This is a genomic window from Metabacillus indicus LMG 22858 (assembly GCF_000708755.2).
Lineage (GTDB): Bacteria > Bacillota > Bacilli > Bacillales > Bacillaceae > Bacillus_P > Bacillus_P indicus.
In genome coordinates, this window is sequence record NZ_JGVU02000006.1 from 285189 (window position 1) to 303988 (window position 18800).

Here is an 18800-nt window from a genome sequence, read left to right on the forward strand (position 1 = left end):
CCTCCTCCTATTCCTGCATCGGGATGCGGACATTGTGTTCTTTTGCAAACTCCTGGGCTTCCGCGTAGCCGGCATCTGCATGGCGGATGATGCCCATGCCCGGATCTGAAACGAGCACGCGTTCAAGCTTTTTCTTTGCAGTTTCCGTCCCGTCCGCCACCACGACCATGCCTGAGTGGAGGGAATATCCCATGCCGACTCCTCCGCCGTGATGGAAGGAAACCCAGCTCGCCCCTGCAGATGTGTTTACGAGCGCGTTCAATACGGCCCAGTCTCCGATGGCGTCGCTGCCGTCCTTCATCGCTTCTGTCTCCCGGTTCGGCGAGGCGACAGAGCCGCAGTCAAGGTGATCACGGCCGATGACAACCGGAGCCTTCAGCTCTCCTGTTCGGACCAGTTCGTTGATGGCGAGGCCCATCTTCACACGCTCTCCGTAGCCAAGCCAGCAAATCCGGGCAGGCAGCCCCTGAAAAGCAACGTGTTCATGAGCCATGTCAATCCAGCGAAGCAGGGCTTCGTTTTCCGGGAACAGCTCTTTAATGAGCTCATCCGTGCGGTGGATGTCAGCCGGATCTCCTGATAGAGCCGCCCATCTGAACGGACCCTTCCCCTCGCAGAAAAGCGGCCGGATATAGGCAGGAACAAATCCCGGGAAGGCAAAAGCATCTTCCACTCCCTCATCTTTCGCCACTTGGCGGATGTTGTTGCCGTAGTCGAAAACGATCGTTCCCCGCTTTTGCAGTTCAATCATGCAGCGGACATGCTCCGCCATCGATGCTTTTGATTTTTGAACATAAAGGTCTGGATGGTCCTGTTTCAGCTGCAGCGCCTCATCTACCGTCATTCCATGAGGAAAATAGCCGTTCAGCGGGTCATGGGCAGAGGTCTGGTCGGTCAGAACGTCAATTTTGATTTTTCTTGCGAGCACTTCCTGAAGCACATCCACGGCATTTGCCACAAGGCCAATCGAAAGCGGGCGGCCTTCTGCCTTTGCTTCTTCCGCCCACTGCACCGCTTCGTCGAATGAATGTGTGAGCCTGTCGCAGTACTTGGTTTCAAGCCTTTTCTCAATTCTGCTTTGATCCGAATCTGCCGCAATGACTACGCCGCCGTTCATTGTCACAGCGAGCGGCTGCGCTCCTCCCATGCCCCCAAGTCCAGCCGTCAGCGTGATCGTCCCTTTCAGGCTTCCGCCGAAATGCTCTTTCGCTACAGCAGAAAAGGTTTCGTATGTTCCCTGGAGGATGCCCTGCGTGCCGATATAAATCCAGCTGCCTGCTGTCATCTGCCCGTACATCGTCAGCCCTTTTTGATCAAGCTCATGGAAGTTCTCCCAGTCTGCCCATTTAGGGACAAGAACAGAGTTTGAAAGCAGAACGCGCGGAGCATGCTCATGTGTTTTAAAAATCCCGACAGGCTTTCCTGACTGAATAAGCAGTGTCTCATCTCCTTCGAGTGATTTCAGCGAGCGGATAATGCCGTCAAGCGCCTCCTTGTTTCTCGCCGCTTTTCCAATCCCGCCGTAGACAATTAAGTCTTCCGGCTTTTCCGCTACCTCAGGATCAAGGTTATTCATCAGCATCCGAAGTGCCGCTTCCTGCTCCCATCCTTTACATTCAAGCTCTGTTCCCCGTTTTGCCCCCGTAAATTTCAATGTCATGATACAAATTCCCCCTTTGTGTCGTTATGATTTTTTTCAAACCGCTTCATATTTGTTTTTTTCAGAAGGGCTGCCGCCGCCTCGATATCTTTTGAGAACACCCGGTCCTTCGTGATGGCAGGGACAGCATTCCGGCCGTGAAAATAAAAGCGTCTCGTTGTCTCCGCCATTTTTTCAATTCCCCTGTAAGCCGCCGCTTCCATGGCGCAAATGAGTTCAATCGCAAGCACCCTTCGCACGTTCTGGATAATCTGATGGGCATGCCTTGAAGCAATGGTTCCCATGCTCACGTGGTCCTCCTGATTCGCCGATGACGGAATAGAATCAACGCTTGCCGGGTGGGCGAGTGTTTTATTTTCAGAAACAAGAGACGCCGCGCAGTACTGCATGATCATGGCACCGGACTGAAGACCCGGCATCGGACTTAAGAAAGGCGGGAGGTCATTCAGCTGCGGATTGACGAGGCGCTCGATTCTCCGCTCTGAAATATTAGCAAGCTCCGCCATTCCCACTTTTAAAAAGTCCATCGCAAACGCAATCGGCTGTCCATGGAAATTGCCGCCGGATAGCACTTTTCTGCCTTCATCAAAAATGAGCGGATTATCTGTCGCGGCATTCATTTCAATTTCCAGCTTTTCTTTTACATATGACAGCACCTGAAGACTTGCTCCGTGTACCTGGGGAATGCACCTGAGCGAGTAGGCATCCTGCACCCTGAGCTCGCCTTGATGCGTCACGAGATAGCTGCCGTTTAAGATGCCTCTAATACGCTCAGCCACCTCTGTCTGCTCCTTATAGCCCCTGGCAAGGTGAATGTCTTCATCGAATGCATCAATGATTCCTCTTAATCCTTCCAGTGTCATGGACGCAATGTAATCCGCCTGAAGCGCAACCGATTCTGCTTCGATGTAATTGACAAGCCCCATCGCCGTCATGGCCTGTGTGCCGTTAATGAGAGCGAGGCCCTCTTTTGCCTGAAGAGTGACAGGTTCCAAGCCTGCTGTATGAAAAGCTTCAGCAGTCTCCATTTGCTTCCCCTGATAAAGGACCTCCCCTTCTCCCGCAAGGACAAGAGCCATGTGGGAAAGCGGAGCAAGATCCCCGCTTGCACCGAGTGATCCCTGCTGCGGCACAACAGGGTGAATCCTCTTATTCAGCAGCTCGGCAAGCAGCTCCAGCACTTCTTTGCGTACACCTGAAAAACCCTTCAGAAGTGCATTGAGCCTGAGAAGCAGCATGCCTCTTGATACTTCTTCGGGAAATGGATCCCCGACACCGCACGCATGGCTTCTGATCAGGTTGATCTGCAATTCTTCCACATGCTCGGCATCAATCAGTACATCACTGAATTTTCCGAATCCCGTGTTTATGCCGTACACAACTTTTTTCTGCGCCACAATGGCGTCAACCGCTTTCCTGCTTTTCTCGACTTTTCCCCATACATGCTGGGGGATATGCACTGCTTCTTTGTCATAGATAATCTTTCTGGCCGCTTCAATTGTTAAGGAATGTCCCGTTAATTCAATCATCCCGCTTCTCCTTTTTATAGAAAAATGACAAACAAAAAGGAGGCCATACCAATAGAAACACTCAAAACGTGTTTTCTACTGATACAGCCCCCTGCTATCTCATAACTATGGGCGCATCTTATATGTGGTTAATTCCAAGCCCCATTGCCTCATGCTCGGAGCCTTTCACCGGCGCACCGATGGTTCCGTACAATGCAATCGCAATCCATTCGCCTTCTGTTTCTGCCTCGTACGGTTTGCCTCTGACAACCGCAAACCTGAGACCGACTGTCCTGAGCACGCTTCCAAGCTGAACCTGGCCGCGCGTCACACCATGAAGCGCTTCCATAATCGCATGGTACAAAGCATGCGTTTCCCGGTATCCGTCGGGCGAAATCACGCCAGAACGCTTCGCTGCCGTTTCAATGGCCGCCACTACTTTCTGCGTCTCCATTGATCCTGTCTTGCCCAAGCAAAATTGAAATCCCTGTTCTTTCAGCTTTTCGCCGTACAGATGCTCCTCTTCTTCAAGCAGAACAAGCTGCATGGCATTTTTTCCGATACGGTGATCTGGCTGTATGCTCATAAGTCATTTCTCACTTCGTACTGAATTTTCTGATAAACTAGTGTCTATCGTTAGTTTATGATTGAATGAGAAAAGTGTCAAGGGGTTAATTGATGTCTGATCCAGTGCTGCTGAAACGGACCGAAAGAATGACTTTTGTGATCGCCCAGCTGCCCAGATGAACAAATAGGAGCAATGACAGCATCATCGCAGGGCTCAAATCCACTCCGAAAAGCAGAAGGGTAAAGAAAAAATAGATGGCAACCATCGTAAAGATCCATGCGATCGACCGTGATTTCTGTTCGATGAAATGAAACACTTCATCTACACCTCTTTTTTTCTTCGCAAAATAAAGACCAAGCCACCAGGCAACCAGACCCGCTGCCATTCCCCCGTATACCCCGATAAAAGCCCCAGCTGATTCCATCAAACCTCTCCCCCATCCTCAAAAATAAAAATCTCTTCAATTCTGCACGTAAACGAGTTTGCAATCTTAAACGCAAGTTCCAAAGACGGATTGTACTTGCCGGATTCAATCGCAATAATCGATTGTCTTGAAACACCAACCTGAACCGAAAGCTGTTCCTGAGTCATTCCTTTTTCTGCGCGCATTTCCCTGATTCTGTTCTTCATGTTCATCCACCTTGTAAAGGTTCCTTTACGTTAAGCTTACTTTACATGGAATAAAAAGTAAACTATTTTTTCGGCTGAAATCAAAAAGAAGAGAAGCATACGCCCCTCTTCCTGCTTACCATTGATCTGGTTACCTCAATCCGTATGCCTTAATCACATCCTGCGTGATTTTATTGCCCGCATCATCCCAGGCAGATGCCCTTAGTGACACATGTTTGCTGTTTTTTGGATTGTTGATTTTAGCGGTCCATTTATTCTCTGCTGTTTGCTCAAGCTTTACAGTCTTCCATGACTTTCCTTCATTGAAAGAAACTTCGAGCGAAGCACCTTCCAATTTTCCGTACCCTTCGACTCCGTCAATTTTTGCTGCAGAGAGTTCCAGATTCGTTGATGGAGCGGCCAATGCATCTCCGTTCATATCCGTTTCAACCTTGTAGTCAAGAGAATAGAACGGAAGCAGCGTACGGTAGTTCCCGCCTAATCCAGACCAGAAGGTCCACTCTGTGTGTGTGCTTACAGATGTATCCCATCGTTCCGGATCCCGCTTGGCATCTGTTACTAAACGGTATTGCTTTCTTTCTTCTGAAATGCCGCTGAATACATTTAAAGCCTGACTTGTTCCTTGTTTAATCAGGGTATCTCCCTGATATAGCTTGTGTGACTGATTTTTAACCGATTCATCAAATTCCGTTCCGCCTGTATGGCCTTTTCCTGAATCTGCCCAGGCAGGAATGTTTAACTGGAACGAGTTTCCGCTGCGGAAAGGTGTCCAATAGCCTTCACCCAGACGCGGGCGGACGACCGGCGAGAACCACTCTTCCTGAAGTCTTTCCCCTTTTTTATACGTCACAGCCGGCTGGCGTACTGCCCAAGGACTGTCTAACACTTCAGCCTGGTGATACCAGCGTGTTCCTTCAACAGCTGAGACCCATTCGGTCCGAACAGAAGGAAATTGCATTTTATACATGAAACCGACCGCTCTGAATGTATGCGGACGCAGATCATAGCGGAATTCTCCGCCAGAAGTTTCCTGGTCAGACTTATAGCGTGCATCAATTTTTACAAGTTCGCTATTCGAAGGAGCATAGGTCAGGTCCTTTGGAATGTTTTCACCATGAACGTCCGTTAAATCATAGACATATGGCGTGTTCGTTTCGCCTTCAACAAACAGCTTCAGGTTGCCTGAACGTGCAGCCTTAATCACTTTGTCTCCTTCGCTCTTGCTTATTCCGGCAACAGCAAGAGGAATGTTCGTGTAATCCGGATTGCCTGCATATACGCTGAACTCCGTATCTTCATAATTGACGATGATTAATAGCTTAGCTCCTGCTGCATGTGCCGCGGCAGCCTGCTCTGAAGGAGTGACATCCGCATTGCGGTCAACAACGACAGCCTTACCTTTTGCATTCAATCGCTCAAAATCAGTCTGGGATCCGCTGCCTGCATAAACCGTTGATAAGTTATATTTTCCATCGAGCAGCGTGCTGCCTGCTAAAGGAATATCATCAAGCACTTTATCTTTAAAGTGAATTTGAAGAAAAGGCTTGATTAAACGCCAGCGGGTCAGCATTTCAAATTCTCCGTTTTTCACTTTCTTTGTTGGAGCAGCATACAGTTTATCAATCCATACCGGCGCCAAGTACACGTGGTTCATCGTTTTGCCGTCAAGAGAGCGGTAATATTCCAGGCGCTGATAGCTTGGCTCTGTCTCTTTTGGCACATTCACTTTTATTTCGTTTGCTTTCCTTGCGTCAAATTCTACGGTTTTAGGTCCATCCAGTACAAATTCAGGGTTTCCGACTAATGCAACCCCGTGGTGGTCTGTAGTTGCATCTACTTCCATCATGGACATAGCGGAGTAAGTTCCAGGGCGCAGACGGAATTCTGCTTCTCCATTTACAGCGACGAACTCTGGAATCATGTCCTTGTTAACGAGACCAACGTATGCAAGGGCAGGATTGCCGCTGCGGTCTTTAGCTGTCATTTTTAACGTGTATTTTTCCTCTTCTTTCACCGTGCCGAGTGAAGTATGAGCCACTTGTTTGCCGTTTTCAAGTGCCGTCAAATGACCTTCATACCGGGCTCCGGCTTCACCAAGCTGCGGATTAAGCGTGAGGGAAACGGTTTTAGTGCCTCCAGCCGGAACCACAATCTCGCTTTCAGATATCGCCAGCATGCCATCTGGTGCAGCGTTGCCGTTTGTATTTTTAAAATCACCCTGAAGAGTTAATGTAACCGCTGTGTCCGAATCATTTGTATACGTGACCGTTTTTTGTACAGGCTGTGCATCCGCGTTCGGCCATTTAAAGAAACCGAATGACAGAGAACCCGTTGCCCTTACTTTGCCTGCTGCTGCAGCCGGCAGATCCAGACGGCCTGTACCAATGTGATACGGAGAATATGGCAATTTTTTTGATGTGCTCATCAGTGCTTCTTTTAACTGAGTGCCGCTCCAGCCAGGATTCTTCTGCAAAAGAAGCGCGGCAGCACCTGCAACGTGCGGTGTAGCCATTGACGTTCCATTTAAACTTTTATAATAGCCTGTTCCGGCAGAAAGTCCTGAGCGCGCGGCAACGATGCCGACTCCCGGAGCTGATAAGTCAGGTTTTAGCGCCTTATCCCCATAGCGCGGTCCTTTAGATGAAAAACCTGCAATCTTATCAGACTTATCAACTGCTCCAATTGTTAGCGCAGCATCTGCAGCTCCAGGTGATCCAATCGCCCCTTCCGCTGAATAATTTCCTGCTGCGATGACAAACAGAGTTCCCTTTTCTTCACTGATCCGGTTGACTGCCTGTGCCATCGGGTCCGTTCCATCAGAAGGTTCAGAGCTTCCGAGACTCATATTCACGATCTTCGCGTTTTCAGCTGCCCATTCCATGCCGTCGATGATCCATGAATCAAGACCGCTTCCTGAGTCATCGAGCACTTTGCCAACTACTAAGCGAGCATCAGGGGCAACCCCTTTATTCTTCCCTTCAGAAGCAGCACCTGTTCCAAGAACGGTTGATGCAACATGTGTGCCATGGCCGTGTTTGTCGTCAACCTGCTGGCCTGGAACAAAGCTTTTTGACGTTTCAATCTGGCCCGAAAAATCTGGGTGAGCCGGATCAATACCCGTATCAAGCACAGCTACTTTTACGCCTTCCCCTGTATAGCCGGATTCCCATACTTGCGGAGCACCGATCTGCGGCACGCTTTGTGCAAGAGATGCTTCTACTTTTCCATCCAGCCAGATTTTTTCAATTCCCTGTTCAAAAACAGCTGTTTCCGGTTTTGCTTTTGCTGAAGCTGCTGTCTCAGGGGTGATATCCTCCCAGAATGTTTCTGCCTCTTTTTTCGAAGCAGACAGTGCAGCTCCGTTTATACTTTCAAGAGTACGAACTTTTTTAGCTCCTTTTGGGTCTGATTTTACTTGAGCTGCCCGTGCTTTCGTCTCTTCATATTCCACGATTACGGGAAGAGAAGTGAGGCTTTTGTCGTCATAGCCATTTTCAATTAGTTCCGTTACGTTAAATAAATCCTTGTCCAATTTGTCAGCTGCCAAGTAAGGCATGGCCGAATTTGGAATCACGTACGTATCTTCACCGATGGTCAGAACTTGCGCTCCTGCACCGCTTCGATCGGCAGGCTCAACATTAATGGCGCTTTTGCCGTTTCCAATCTCTTGAACGGTCACCACGTCTCCTGTAATGAGAGTGATCTTGCGCTCGCCTTTCCCCGTTGTCTCATGAACGATGGCAGATTGATCCTTTTTTTCAGCACTTGGCTGATCAACAGCTTTGACGCTGCTGAACGTTGAGGACAGCATAACGGCAGATACAGATGTTGCGATTAGCGACTTTAAAACAGATTTTTTCACCAAACATCCCCCTAAAAAATTTAAATTGGTCCACTGCGCTCATCTGGATGCAATACACTTGAAAGAATGCGATCTCATAAGATGATTTGAATATGTTACTAGAATTGTATATTGCCGGAATGGAAGGTACAATCGGGGTTATTAAGCAGATATAGAGACCTATCTCGTATAAAAAATGAGAGGGATTTGAATAAAAACAGGAGGTATCTGATTCTAAATATCTAGTAAACGGGGTTTAAAATTGGGGTTTTTGTTTAATCGACCTTTTTTTACACATGAAAAAAGGAATCTCCTCTGACTGGAGATTCCTTACGTTTCGTATTTTAAAGAGGAGATGATGCTGCCGCTTCTTTTTCTTTTAATAAAAGGCGGAACGTCTCCTGGTCTGAACCTGCAGGAAGCTCGTATGAATCTTTATACGTTTCACTTCCCTTGCCGGTCACAAGAATCCAGTCACCCGCTTCAGCCATTTCCCATGCTTTTTGTATCGCAAGTGTCCGGTCAGGAATGACAAGGTCCTCTTTTTTTCCGCAGTCGGCAAAATATGTTTTTAATTCCTCTGTCATTTCGGCCGGGTCGACACCATTCAAGTCGTCATATGTCAAAATTGAGCAGTCACTCTTCGCTGATGAGATTTCCATCATTTCCGCCCGTTTGCTTTCATCGCGTCCGCCTCTGAATCCAAACACATGATAGATTCGCTTTGCTCCGCAGTCTCTTGCGGTTTTCAAAATGTATTCAAACGCATCTGCCGTATGGGCATAATCAATGACAGCTGTGGCGCCTTCGGGATGATCGTACATTTCAAAACGCCCGGGTACATCTTTAAACGTTCTGAAGCCTTCAATCAGCTTCGCCCGGTCCACGCCAATTTTACGCCCTGCCATATACGCCATAGAAGCGTTATAGATATTATGAAGACCCGGAATGCTCATAGAAAAATGAAGCTTTTCGCCCTTTTCTGTCACTTCAAAATCAGAGCAGTGAACGTCATTTTCAGATGTGAACTGAAGGTCATCACTTTTCGAAGAACCAAATGTGGATACCTCAATATTCCGCTCCCGCAGTATGCCGGTGAGCTTTTGACCCCATTCATCATGCGTGCTGACAATGGCCTGTCCGCCCTGCTTCAGTTTTGAAAACAGCTGCTGCTTAACTTCAAAATATTCCTCTATCGTATTGTGATAATCGAGATGTTCATGAGCAAGGTTCGTAAAAAGACCAAGATCAAATTCGATGCCCTCGAGCCTTTTTTGCGAAAGCCCGTGAGAGGAAACCTCCATGATGACAACCTCGTCTTTGCTTTCAGCCAATAACCGCTGCAGCTCAAGCGCATCCGGGGTCGTATTCTTGGAACTGTATGCCTGTCCATTGATGACATTGTGAACCGTGCCGAAAAGCGCACATGAATACCCTGCGTGCTGCAAAATATGTCTCAGCATGAAAGAAGTGGTCGTCTTTCCGTTGGTGCCTGTAATGCCGATCATGATGTGTTTCCTTGAGGGATAGTCATAAAAATGCGCCGCCAGATTGGCAAGTGAGTCTCTGCTGTTTTCCACCCTTATATACGGCACAGGCAAACCTGTCAGGTCTTTTTCTCCAACAACAGCCGCAGCCCCTCTTCTGATTGCATCCTCTATATAATCATGGCCATCCCGTGCATAGCCTGAGATCGCTGTAAATAAGCAGCCTTCCTTGACTTTGGCTGAGTTTGCTTCAATTCCCGTAATTTCACAAGCTCCCAGATCATCCTGATGAAAAATGGAATGACCGGTCTGCTCAAGCAAAGTTAGTAAATTCATCGTTGATCTCCTTATTTCATGGCATCCGTTCTGTTATGTTGCATCAAAAAGAGCATTGTTATCAATTATGCGTTTTGTGATACCATATTTGTTCGAAACCATTCCGTTTTTTTGAGGGAAGCGGAGGATGAAAATGTTGGATATTGTCGAAACAGGTCGTAAGGCGCGGACTTCAGGGTCAATTTTAGGCTGAAGGGTTCATGTATGATTGGCACTAACGGACAAAATGGAGCTAACTGTCCAAATCAGAGTTCTAACAAGCGGAAACTACTGTCTAACAATCCAAACTACTGCTCTAACAAGCGAATTTGCCATTCTAACAGTCCAACCTCGCATCCTTACAATCCAAACAGAAAAAACGGCTCCATCCAAGGAGCCGCCAACAAAAGGGGGATCTATATTAACTATTCACAACCTCTTTTTGAGAAAGCTTCACCTTTTCAGTGACCTTCTCTCCCTGCCGGTAGAATTCTACGTCTATTTCATCCCCGATCGCCGTTTGTGAATAGAGGAATTTGCGCAGTTCACCTGAGCTTTTGATCTTCGTGCCGTTCATGGCAACGATAACGTCTCCTTCTTTCATGCCTGCTTCAGATGCAGGAGAACCCGGGCTGACACCCTGTACAAACACACCTTCTGTCACATCGTTTGGAAGCTTTAGCGTATTTGTGCGGTACTGCTCCGGCACCTGGCTCAGATCAATCAGGCCGACCCCAAGAAACGGGCGGTCAACTTTTCCCTTTTCAAGTAGTTCATCCACAATCGGCTGCAGGTCATTGCTTGGAATCGCAAAGCCGATGCCTTCAACACCGTCCTGCGTAATCTTCAGGCTGTTGATGCCGATGACCTGACCGTTCATATTCAGCAAAGGGCCTCCACTGTTTCCCGGGTTAATCGCAGCATCCGTCTGGATGACGCTCAAATCCCAATTTCCTTCAGACGTTTCAATCGGTACAGTCCGGTCTGTTCCGCTGATGATTCCTTCTGTCACTGTGCGGGAGAAATCAAGGCCGAGCGGATTACCGATCGCTACAACCCGTTCACCTGCGCGAAGCTTGCCTGAATCCCCGAACTGCGCGACAGCTTTTGCATATTTGCTGTCAATTTTCAACACAGCCGTATCTGTCAGCGGATCCGCACCTACCAGTTCAGCTTCTGATTTCTCGCCGTCCGAGTACGTTATTTCAATGCTGCTTGCGCCTTCAATGACGTGATTATTTGTAATGATGTAAGCCGTGTTCCCGTCTTTTTTGAAAATAACCCCGGAGCCGGTACCTGCTTCAGCGCTCTGCGTGCCGCCTCCAAAGCTGCGCTGCTGCTGTTTATTGGAAATACCGACAATCGCAGGGGACAGGTTTTCAACCATATCAGCAATATTATTCGTTGAACTGAGCGGCTGCGTATTTACCTCATTCGTGCTGTTTTCCTGAGCGGTGTTGGAATCAACAGAATAAGAAGGCTGATTGCTGCCGGTCTCTTCTTCAAAATACGGCTGAACACCAAGAACAAGCGCCCCGCCCACTACACCGCTGATAACCGATGAAAGAATGCCTCGCATTCTGGACGGCTTCTTCTGCGGCTGTACGTATCTGTTGGTCTCCCGTGATTCCTGCTCCATTGCCTCTTTCCGTTCCGTATCATCGTAATATCCCATCTTCATTCCTCCCGGTGAATTTCTTTGTTGACTCTACTATAAGAAATCTTTTTGGGAGAAAGATGAGAGAAATGTGGGAAATTGTAAGAAAAGCGAAATCGCTCGTTTAGCTCCGGGAGCCAGATAAGAATCCGGCGGAAAAGTCCGGGTTTGACTTTTTTGACGGATTTGTTCTGGCAGAGGAGTTGAGCGATGGAGCTGGACACCACGAAAAGCGGAATCAGCCGTTTAGCTCCGATAGGCAGATAAGAAATCACCCGAAAAGTCCGGGCCCCGCCTTTTTGGGGGATTTTGTCTGACAGAGGAGTTGGCTGATTGAGCTAGACACCACGAAAAGCGGAGCCGACCGTTTAGCCCTGACAGGCAGAAAAGAAATCACCCGAAAAGTCCGGGTTTGACTTTTTGGGGGATTTTGTTCTGACGGAAGGGCTGGGAGGCGAAGCTAGACATCAAAAAAATGATTTCCCCTGCTCCCCCATAGTATAATGACCAATAAGAGGAGGGTGAATCAGAATGACATATTCGATTTTCCTTGTTGAAGATGAACAGAATCTCAATGATTTACTGACAAAATACCTTGAAAAAGAAGGATACAGCGTGACTGCTTTTACAGACGGAGAAAGCGCGCGTGCGGCAATAGACAGAACGCCTCACTTGTGGGTGCTCGATATTATGGTTCCCGGTGTAGACGGATATCAGCTTATCAAAGAGATCAAAGCGGCTTCACCGGATACCCCGGTTATTTTCATATCCGCACGGGATACGGATATTGACAGGGTGCTCGGCCTTGAGCTCGGAAGCGATGATTACATATCAAAGCCGTTTCTCCCGAGGGAGCTCGTCATCCGGGTTCAGAAACTCTTGACCCGTTTGTATGAATCCGCCCCGGCGAAAAATACGGTGACGCTGCCGCCATACACAATTGACGAAAGCATCCGTTCTGTTTCGCTTGACGGGCAAAATCTGAACTTAACATCAAAGGAATTTGACCTGCTTTTACTGTTCCTGCATAACAAAGGACAGGCCTTTTCACGCGAGCAGATGATTGAGCACATTTGGGGAAGTGATTATTTCGGGACGGACCGGGTCGTGGATGACCTTGTCCGGAGACTAAGAAAGAAAATGCCGGACTTGAAAATTGAAACCATTTACGGGTACGGATACAGGATGCTGACTGCCTGATGAAAAACAAATCCCTCGCCTTTCAGATCTGGATTGTTATTTCAGGCATCCTTTTATTAATTTCGCTTGTTTTAATGATCATTTTTCCGACAACCCTGAGAAACTTTTTTACAAATGAAATCTACAATACGATTGAAAACGAACAGCACATCCTGACCGAATACCGCCTGCAGGGGGATATGGATATGGACCCGCTGAATCCAAACGGCGAGAAGCTGTCTCCGGACCGCTCGGTTCAGCACATTATCCTTCCTGAAAATGCTCCTTTCTTTTATAACGAAAAAAAGCTTCCGCTCCGCTTTTTGCAGGAGACACAGTCTCTTGCAGCGAGACAGGAAGCCATTACGGAGGAATATTCACGCGTCATAGGCGATGAACGGCTCTTTTTTGTCATCAAAAAAGTCTCGCTCGACGGGCAGCCCGCCTTTTTGCTTTCCTATGCATGGGACTCCTACAGAAACGACCTTGTGCTGACCCTGTTCAAACAGCTTGTCCTTGTCATGATCATCGTCTTTCTGTTCAGCTGGCTTCCATCTATATGGCTTGCAAAATACCTGTCGCGCCCGCTTGTTTCACTCGAGAAGGATGTCAAACGGATATCCAATGAAGACTGGCATGAGCCTGTCATTCTTGAGCGCAGCGATGAAATCGGAAAGCTTGGTTCTTCCATTGAACAAATGCGTCAGAGGCTTGTGAAAAAAGATGAAGCCCAGCGCACGCTTCTTCAAAACATTTCCCATGATTTGAAGACTCCTGTCATGGTCATCAGAGGCTATGCAAAATCCGTCAATGACGGCATCTATCCGAAGGGCGACCTGACAAGCACGATGGAAGTCATTGAAGAAGAATCAGAACGGCTTGAGAAAAAAATCAAAGACCTCCTTTACATCACAAAACTTGATTACCTCTCATCCCGGAATGCTTCAAAGGAAAAACTGTACTTGAACCGGATTGTCCAGGAGGTCATCGAACGCATCAGATGGAGCAGGCAGGAACTCGATTACAGCATCCAGCTTGAAGAAGCCGTCATACACGGAGACCAGGAGCTGTGGATGAAACTTCTTGAAAACCTGTTTGAAAATCAGCTGAGATATGCAGATACAATCATAGGTGCCAAGCTTACCCGGGAAGGCTCTGACTACCTGCTGAAAATCTGGAACGACGGCCCTCCGATTGAGGAGGATATTCTTGTGCACCTGTTCGAACCGTTCCACAAAGGAAGCAACGGAGAATTCGGCCTCGGTCTGAACATCGTCAAGCGCATTGCAGAGCTGCACGGAGGAAAAGTCTGGGCAGTCAATGAACATGGTTTGAGTACGTTTTATGTGAAGATTCCGGTGTGATAATCTGCAATTTATAAAAGCCCATGAGAAACGAAGCAAACCATTTCACACATGATATGGTTTGCTTTTTCATTACAAAATGAACGATTTGCTCAGAGCACTATGTTAACATGGAAATATCAGTTAATTAATTGGAGGGATGACAGATGGCTGAAATCATTTACCATGTTGCTATTTCACTGGACAACTTTATTGCAGATCAAGGGATGATAGATGGAAATATTGATAAATCTCTCTTTTTATTCGAAGGGGATCATGTCCCGGATTTTTTATCAGATATTCAGCAATACGATGCAGTGTTAATGGGCGGAAAAACATATGAGTTTGGGTTTCAATTCGGCGCTAAACCGGGTGAACCCGGCTATAAAGGCATAAAACACTATATCTTCTCGAACTCCATACAATTTGAGTCGAACGAGGAAGTCGAACTGATTAAAGAAGATGCTATAGAATTTATTGAAAATCTTAAACAAAAAGAAAACGGGAAGATATGGCTATGCGGCGGCGGCGCGTTGGCTGGTTCCTTGCTTAAACATAAACTCATAAATCGATTAGTACTTAAGGTTAATCCAATTATGGTCGGTGAAGGCATCTCTCTGTTTGGTAGTGAGAAGCCAGTTTACAAATTAGAATTAGTGGACATAAAACAATATTCCAGCGGAGTCTTTAAAGCTGCTTACGATATTATATATCCTTGATATTCATAAAAGAGCAGACCATCAGCTAAGCTAATTGGTCTGCTCTTTTATTTGATCTTTATATTGCTGAGCACTCTGCAGCTGAACCCGGCAGACATTTAAAAACCATTTAGCAGAATCCGTTGGTAGTACGGATGAGCTAATTAACATCTCCCAAATAAACCTTCTCCGGCTTTTCCCCAAGATGAAGCTTCATAATCTCATCTCTCACCGTGACGGGATACAGCCTGTAATCCCTCAATGCTTCTACAGGTAGCCATTCCACTCCAACCTGACCGTCATCCGGCACCGTTCCCGCTGCAGGTTCAGGCTGCCCCTGTTTGATGGTGCAGAGAAACATCATATCCAGCTGATGAAATCCCTGATCATCAAATCCGTGGTTTCCGCCGACATAATCCCTGACAAATACCAGCTCGTGAATGTCTACTTCTACCCCTATTTCTTCAAGACATTCCCTGCGCAGGTTTTCGTGCAGATTCTCACCCTGTTCCTGTCCGCCGCCAGGCAGAATGTAATAATACCCCTGATCATCCTCTTTTTTGATGGCAACAAGGTTTCCATCCTTTAGTATGATAGCTTTTGAAGCTGTCCGAACCATAGTGAAATCCCCCTTGGAAAATAATAGCTTTTTTATTATAGAGGACTTTCCTGAATTCGAACAGGTATTTTAATAGCCTGTCGGCCAATTGGCAAGCCTGCGCTCGCTTTTCGTTCCGTTTTTGTATGAAGCGTATTCCAGCGCCTTGCACAAATATTTCCTTGTATCTCTTGGATCAATGACATCATCGAGGTAGTGTTTGGAAGCTGCTTTATAGGGAGAACTGTCAAAAGCCCACTGCTCGAGCAGCTTTTTCCGTGCCTCTGTCTGATTGGTTTCTTCCTGCAGCTGTCTTCCAAACACAACATTAACCCCAACTTCAGGACCAGTGAAATTAATCTCGGCTGTCGGCCAGGCAAAAACGAAATCCGCTCCCATTGAAGGACCGCACATGTTTCCGTATGCTGCCCCGACACTTTTTCTGATGACAACTGAAATCTTAGGTACAGTGGACTGTGCAAGAGCCTGGTTCCAGATCATTATTTTAGTCGGCATTTTTTCGCGCTCAGCATCCTGGCTTATTCTGAATCCGGGAGTATCGTGCAGGAAAATCAGCGGAATATGGTAAGAATCACATAAACATATAAAATCAATGGCTTTATCGCACTCTTTCGGGCCAGCTGCACCCGCAAATTTCTTTGGCTGGTTGGCCACAATGCCCGCCGTTCTCCCTCCCATTCTCACAAAAGCCGTGATCAGGCCTTCCCCGTACGCCGCTTTATACTCAAACATCTCCCCTTCATCAGCGATGTCTTTAATCATCTCTTTCATATCATAGACTCTGTTTTTCTGTTTCGGAAGAATGTCAAGAACCCTTTCAAGCTTTCTGTACGGATCGTCATCTGTTTCTTTAAACATGGGTTCCTCCCCGCTATTCAGCGGCATATAGCTGAAGAATTTTTTCATCTGCAGGATGCATTCTTCTTCTGTATCGCCAAAAGAGTCTGACTGGCCTGTGTGATCCGCATGAACCCTCCATCCTCCAAGCTCTTCCGTTTCTACCTTTTGCCCGGTAGCCATAGAAAGCATTCTCGGACCTGCAATCGCCATGCAGGTCCCTTTCAGCATAGTGACGAAGTCAGATGAAACGGCCATCCATGTTGGGCCGCCGAAGCTGTCGCCTAGAATTGCCGTCATCAATGGAACCTGCCTCGAATGAGTCAGCATTTCCTGCGGGAAAAGCTTGTCGCTGATTCCGTCAGACCCCATTCCATCAGGCATTCTGAGTCCTCCGCCTTCGTTCAGGTTAAAAAGAGGAAGGCCCCTTTTCAAAGCATATTCATGTACTTTTTTAGATTTGCGGATATGGACGGCCCCCTCTGTACCGGCAAAAACGGTTTTATCACCGGCCATTACAACGGCAGGCCGTCCGTCGACTTTTGCAAGACCTGTAATCAGACCGTCTCCGTAGCTTTTTTCAGCTGCGCCTTCCTTGTCTGAATGATTCAGCATTCCGAGCTCAAGAAAACTGTCATCATCTGCAAGCAGGGCAATTCTTTCTCTCGCCGTGTAAAATCCGCTGCTGTGCTGGCGGTCTATTTTGTCCTGTCCTCCTCCAAGGAGTGCTTTTTGTTTTCTTTTGTGCAAGTCAAGTACTGCATCATCCACCTCGTTTGCATGTGTTTTCATTTCGCTGCCTCCCTCGTTGTTTTTAATTCCCTTCTCAACACTTTGCCTGAGCTTGTGGCAGGCAGGGCATCCAGAAATTCAACTTCTCCTGGTGATTTATAGATGGCCATATGCGCTTTTGCCCATGTTAAAATTTCCTTCTCGGTTACCTTGCCCTTATATTCAGGAGCAAGCACAATAAAAGCCTTGACGCGTTCTCCCTTTTCTTCATCGGGCATTCCGATTGCCGCACTTTGCATAACTGCGGGATGCTCGTTCAGCAGCGCCTCGACATCTTCAGGAAACACACTGTAGCCTGACGTTTTTATCATCTCTTTCAATCGCCCGTAAAAGTAAAGATAGCCATCCGGATCCAGCATTCCGATATCCCCTGTCCTCACATAGCCGTTAACAATTGTTTTCAGTGTTTCATCCGGTCTGTTCAAGTATCCTTTAAAAATTCCCGGATTGCGGACCGCGATTTCTCCGCGCTGTCCCTGGTCGCACGGCTGACCGGTTTCAGAATCCACGATAAGAATGTGATTTTGATAGACCGGTATTCCGCAGCTTCCAAACTTAATCTTATCCTTCGGCATGAAAGTATCGCATGTATGAGTTTCGCTCAGTCCGTATGATGCCTCATGCATCAGGCATCCTTTTGTAAACTCTCTCCATTTGTCAGCAAGGTTCTCTGTTACGGCCGTTCCAAAACTTGTCGCCGGATTATGCTTTAAGGAAGATAAATCTCTGTCTTTTGCTCCAGGTGTCTTCAAAATCGCCGCATTCATGGGGGCAATGCTGTACCAGACAGTCACTTTATAGGTTTCAATTGCTTCAGCGGCCGTTTCTGGGTCGAACCTTGTCAGGAGGATGCACGTGTTTCCTGTATAAACAGGAATGTTTACTCCCATGACCATCCCTGCGATATGGCAGAGAGGGGCTGCGGCAAGAGAAACATCCTGTTCCCCCATCTCATTTGCCTGAGCTGTTGCCGCCGTTTTATAAAGGGAACTTCCGCATGTGAGCAGGGCTCCTTTTGGTCTTCCTGTTGTTCCCGAAGTAAAAACCATCAGACCTTCGCCTTCCCATAAATCAATAGGAGCACTCTCTTCCAGCGGGTCCTCATACTGAAAAATATCCTGAATATCCTTGGCGGACGAGTCTTTTTGTTTTTGTCTTTCCAAATCGGAAGGGAGCTTAAAGATTGGAGCATTAGGCAGAAAATCCCCGTAGTGAGCCGTTACAGCCAATAGGTCGGTCTTATTTGATTCTGCGGCTGCTTTTACTCTTTGAAACAGCTCATCTCCTGCAATAACTGCTTTCATGCCTGACTCTTTCAGAAAATAAGACAGTTCGGATTCTTTGTACATCGGATTAAGAGGAACTGCCACACCGCCAATTTTTTGAATGGCGTAGTGGGCGATGATATACTGCGGACAATTTTGCATATACAGCCCAACAGCATCCCCCTGCCCAATTCCATTGCGGCTCAGATATGCTGATAATTGGCAGGTTTTTTTGTAGAGCTCTCTCCACGTAATCTTATTTCCATAGTAAATATAGGCTGCCGAGTCAGGCTTTTCTTCAGCGTGTCTCTTCATGTACTCATGAAGCGGCTTTTCTCCCTGTTGATAGATAAGCGTTTCAGAAAGATAATCTGGCCAATAAGCTGTCATCTTCATTCCCC

At 47.3% G+C, this 18800-nt stretch carries 14 protein-coding genes; 3 read left to right on the plus strand and 11 right to left on the minus strand.

The annotated features are described in order from the left end of the window. Positions 1–7: 7 nt before the first annotated feature. From hutU to AZ46_RS15955, 8 genes are all read right to left on the minus strand, one after another. Positions 8–1660 carry a urocanate hydratase gene (hutU, locus tag AZ46_RS15920; RefSeq protein WP_029284399.1) on the minus strand — a complete coding sequence of 551 codons (1653 nt, stop codon included), beginning with the start codon at positions 1658–1660 and terminating at the stop codon, positions 8–10. Continuing rightward, positions 1657–3189 (minus strand): histidine ammonia-lyase, encoded by a 1533-nt coding sequence (hutH, locus tag AZ46_RS15925; protein WP_051827381.1) that lies wholly within the window; start codon positions 3187–3189, stop codon positions 1657–1659. Before hutH ends, hutU begins: the two co-directional genes overlap by 4 nt. A 118-nt stretch (positions 3190–3307) precedes the next feature. Further along, on the minus strand, positions 3308–3754 hold the full coding sequence (gene hutP / locus AZ46_RS15930; RefSeq protein WP_029284403.1) for a hut operon transcriptional regulator HutP: 447 nt from the start codon (positions 3752–3754) through the stop codon (positions 3308–3310). 85 nt (positions 3755–3839) lie between these two features. Next, entirely contained in the window at positions 3840–4160 is a 321-nt protein-coding gene (locus tag AZ46_RS15935; RefSeq protein ID WP_051827382.1) for a hypothetical protein, read from the minus strand. Then, positions 4160–4366, minus strand: coding sequence for a helix-turn-helix transcriptional regulator (locus AZ46_RS15940; protein ID WP_029284407.1), 207 nt, complete (start codon positions 4364–4366; stop codon positions 4160–4162). Before AZ46_RS15940 ends, AZ46_RS15935 begins: the two co-directional genes overlap by 1 nt. 130 nt (positions 4367–4496) lie before the next feature. After that, complete coding sequence (locus AZ46_RS15945; protein WP_035319421.1) at positions 4497–8228, minus strand: S8 family peptidase; 3732 nt, start codon at positions 8226–8228, stop codon at positions 4497–4499. A 323-nt stretch (positions 8229–8551) separates the two neighbouring features. Next, complete coding sequence (locus AZ46_RS15950) at positions 8552–10030, minus strand: UDP-N-acetylmuramoyl-L-alanyl-D-glutamate--2,6-diaminopimelate ligase (RefSeq protein ID WP_029284411.1); 1479 nt, start codon at positions 10028–10030, stop codon at positions 8552–8554. 400 nt (positions 10031–10430) lie between these two features. Then, positions 10431–11684 (minus strand): S1C family serine protease, encoded by a 1254-nt coding sequence (locus AZ46_RS15955; protein WP_051865598.1) that lies wholly within the window; start codon positions 11682–11684, stop codon positions 10431–10433. A 513-nt stretch (positions 11685–12197) separates the two neighbouring features. On the opposite strand from AZ46_RS15955, the gene AZ46_RS15960 reads away from it, so the two are divergent. From AZ46_RS15960 to AZ46_RS15970, 3 genes are all read left to right on the plus strand, one after another. Continuing rightward, entirely contained in the window at positions 12198–12866 is a 669-nt protein-coding gene (locus AZ46_RS15960; protein ID WP_029284415.1) for a response regulator transcription factor, read from the plus strand. Then, the gene (locus tag AZ46_RS15965) at positions 12866–14209 is read left to right on the plus strand and encodes a sensor histidine kinase (protein WP_029284417.1); all 1344 of its coding nucleotides are present in this window, start codon (positions 12866–12868) and stop codon (positions 14207–14209) included. The genes AZ46_RS15960 and AZ46_RS15965 overlap by 1 nt, the downstream gene beginning before the upstream one ends. 146 nt (positions 14210–14355) lie before the next feature. Next, positions 14356–14907, plus strand: coding sequence for a dihydrofolate reductase family protein (locus AZ46_RS15970; RefSeq protein WP_029284419.1), 552 nt, complete (start codon positions 14356–14358; stop codon positions 14905–14907). Positions 14908–15046: 139 nt separating this feature from the next. Here AZ46_RS15970 and AZ46_RS15975 read toward each other — a convergent pair whose 3' ends face one another. From AZ46_RS15975 to AZ46_RS15985, 3 genes are all read right to left on the minus strand, one after another. Continuing rightward, on the minus strand, positions 15047–15505 hold the full coding sequence (locus tag AZ46_RS15975; RefSeq protein ID WP_029284421.1) for an NUDIX domain-containing protein: 459 nt from the start codon (positions 15503–15505) through the stop codon (positions 15047–15049). Between the two features lie 69 nt (positions 15506–15574). Continuing rightward, a complete protein-coding gene (locus AZ46_RS15980) occupies positions 15575–17134 on the minus strand; it encodes an acyl-CoA carboxylase subunit beta (protein WP_029284423.1) in 1560 nt (519 codons plus the stop codon). Further along, on the minus strand, positions 17131–18795 hold the full coding sequence (locus AZ46_RS15985; RefSeq protein ID WP_029284425.1) for an AMP-binding protein: 1665 nt from the start codon (positions 18793–18795) through the stop codon (positions 17131–17133). The genes AZ46_RS15980 and AZ46_RS15985 overlap by 4 nt, the downstream gene beginning before the upstream one ends. Positions 18796–18800 lie beyond the last annotated feature (5 nt).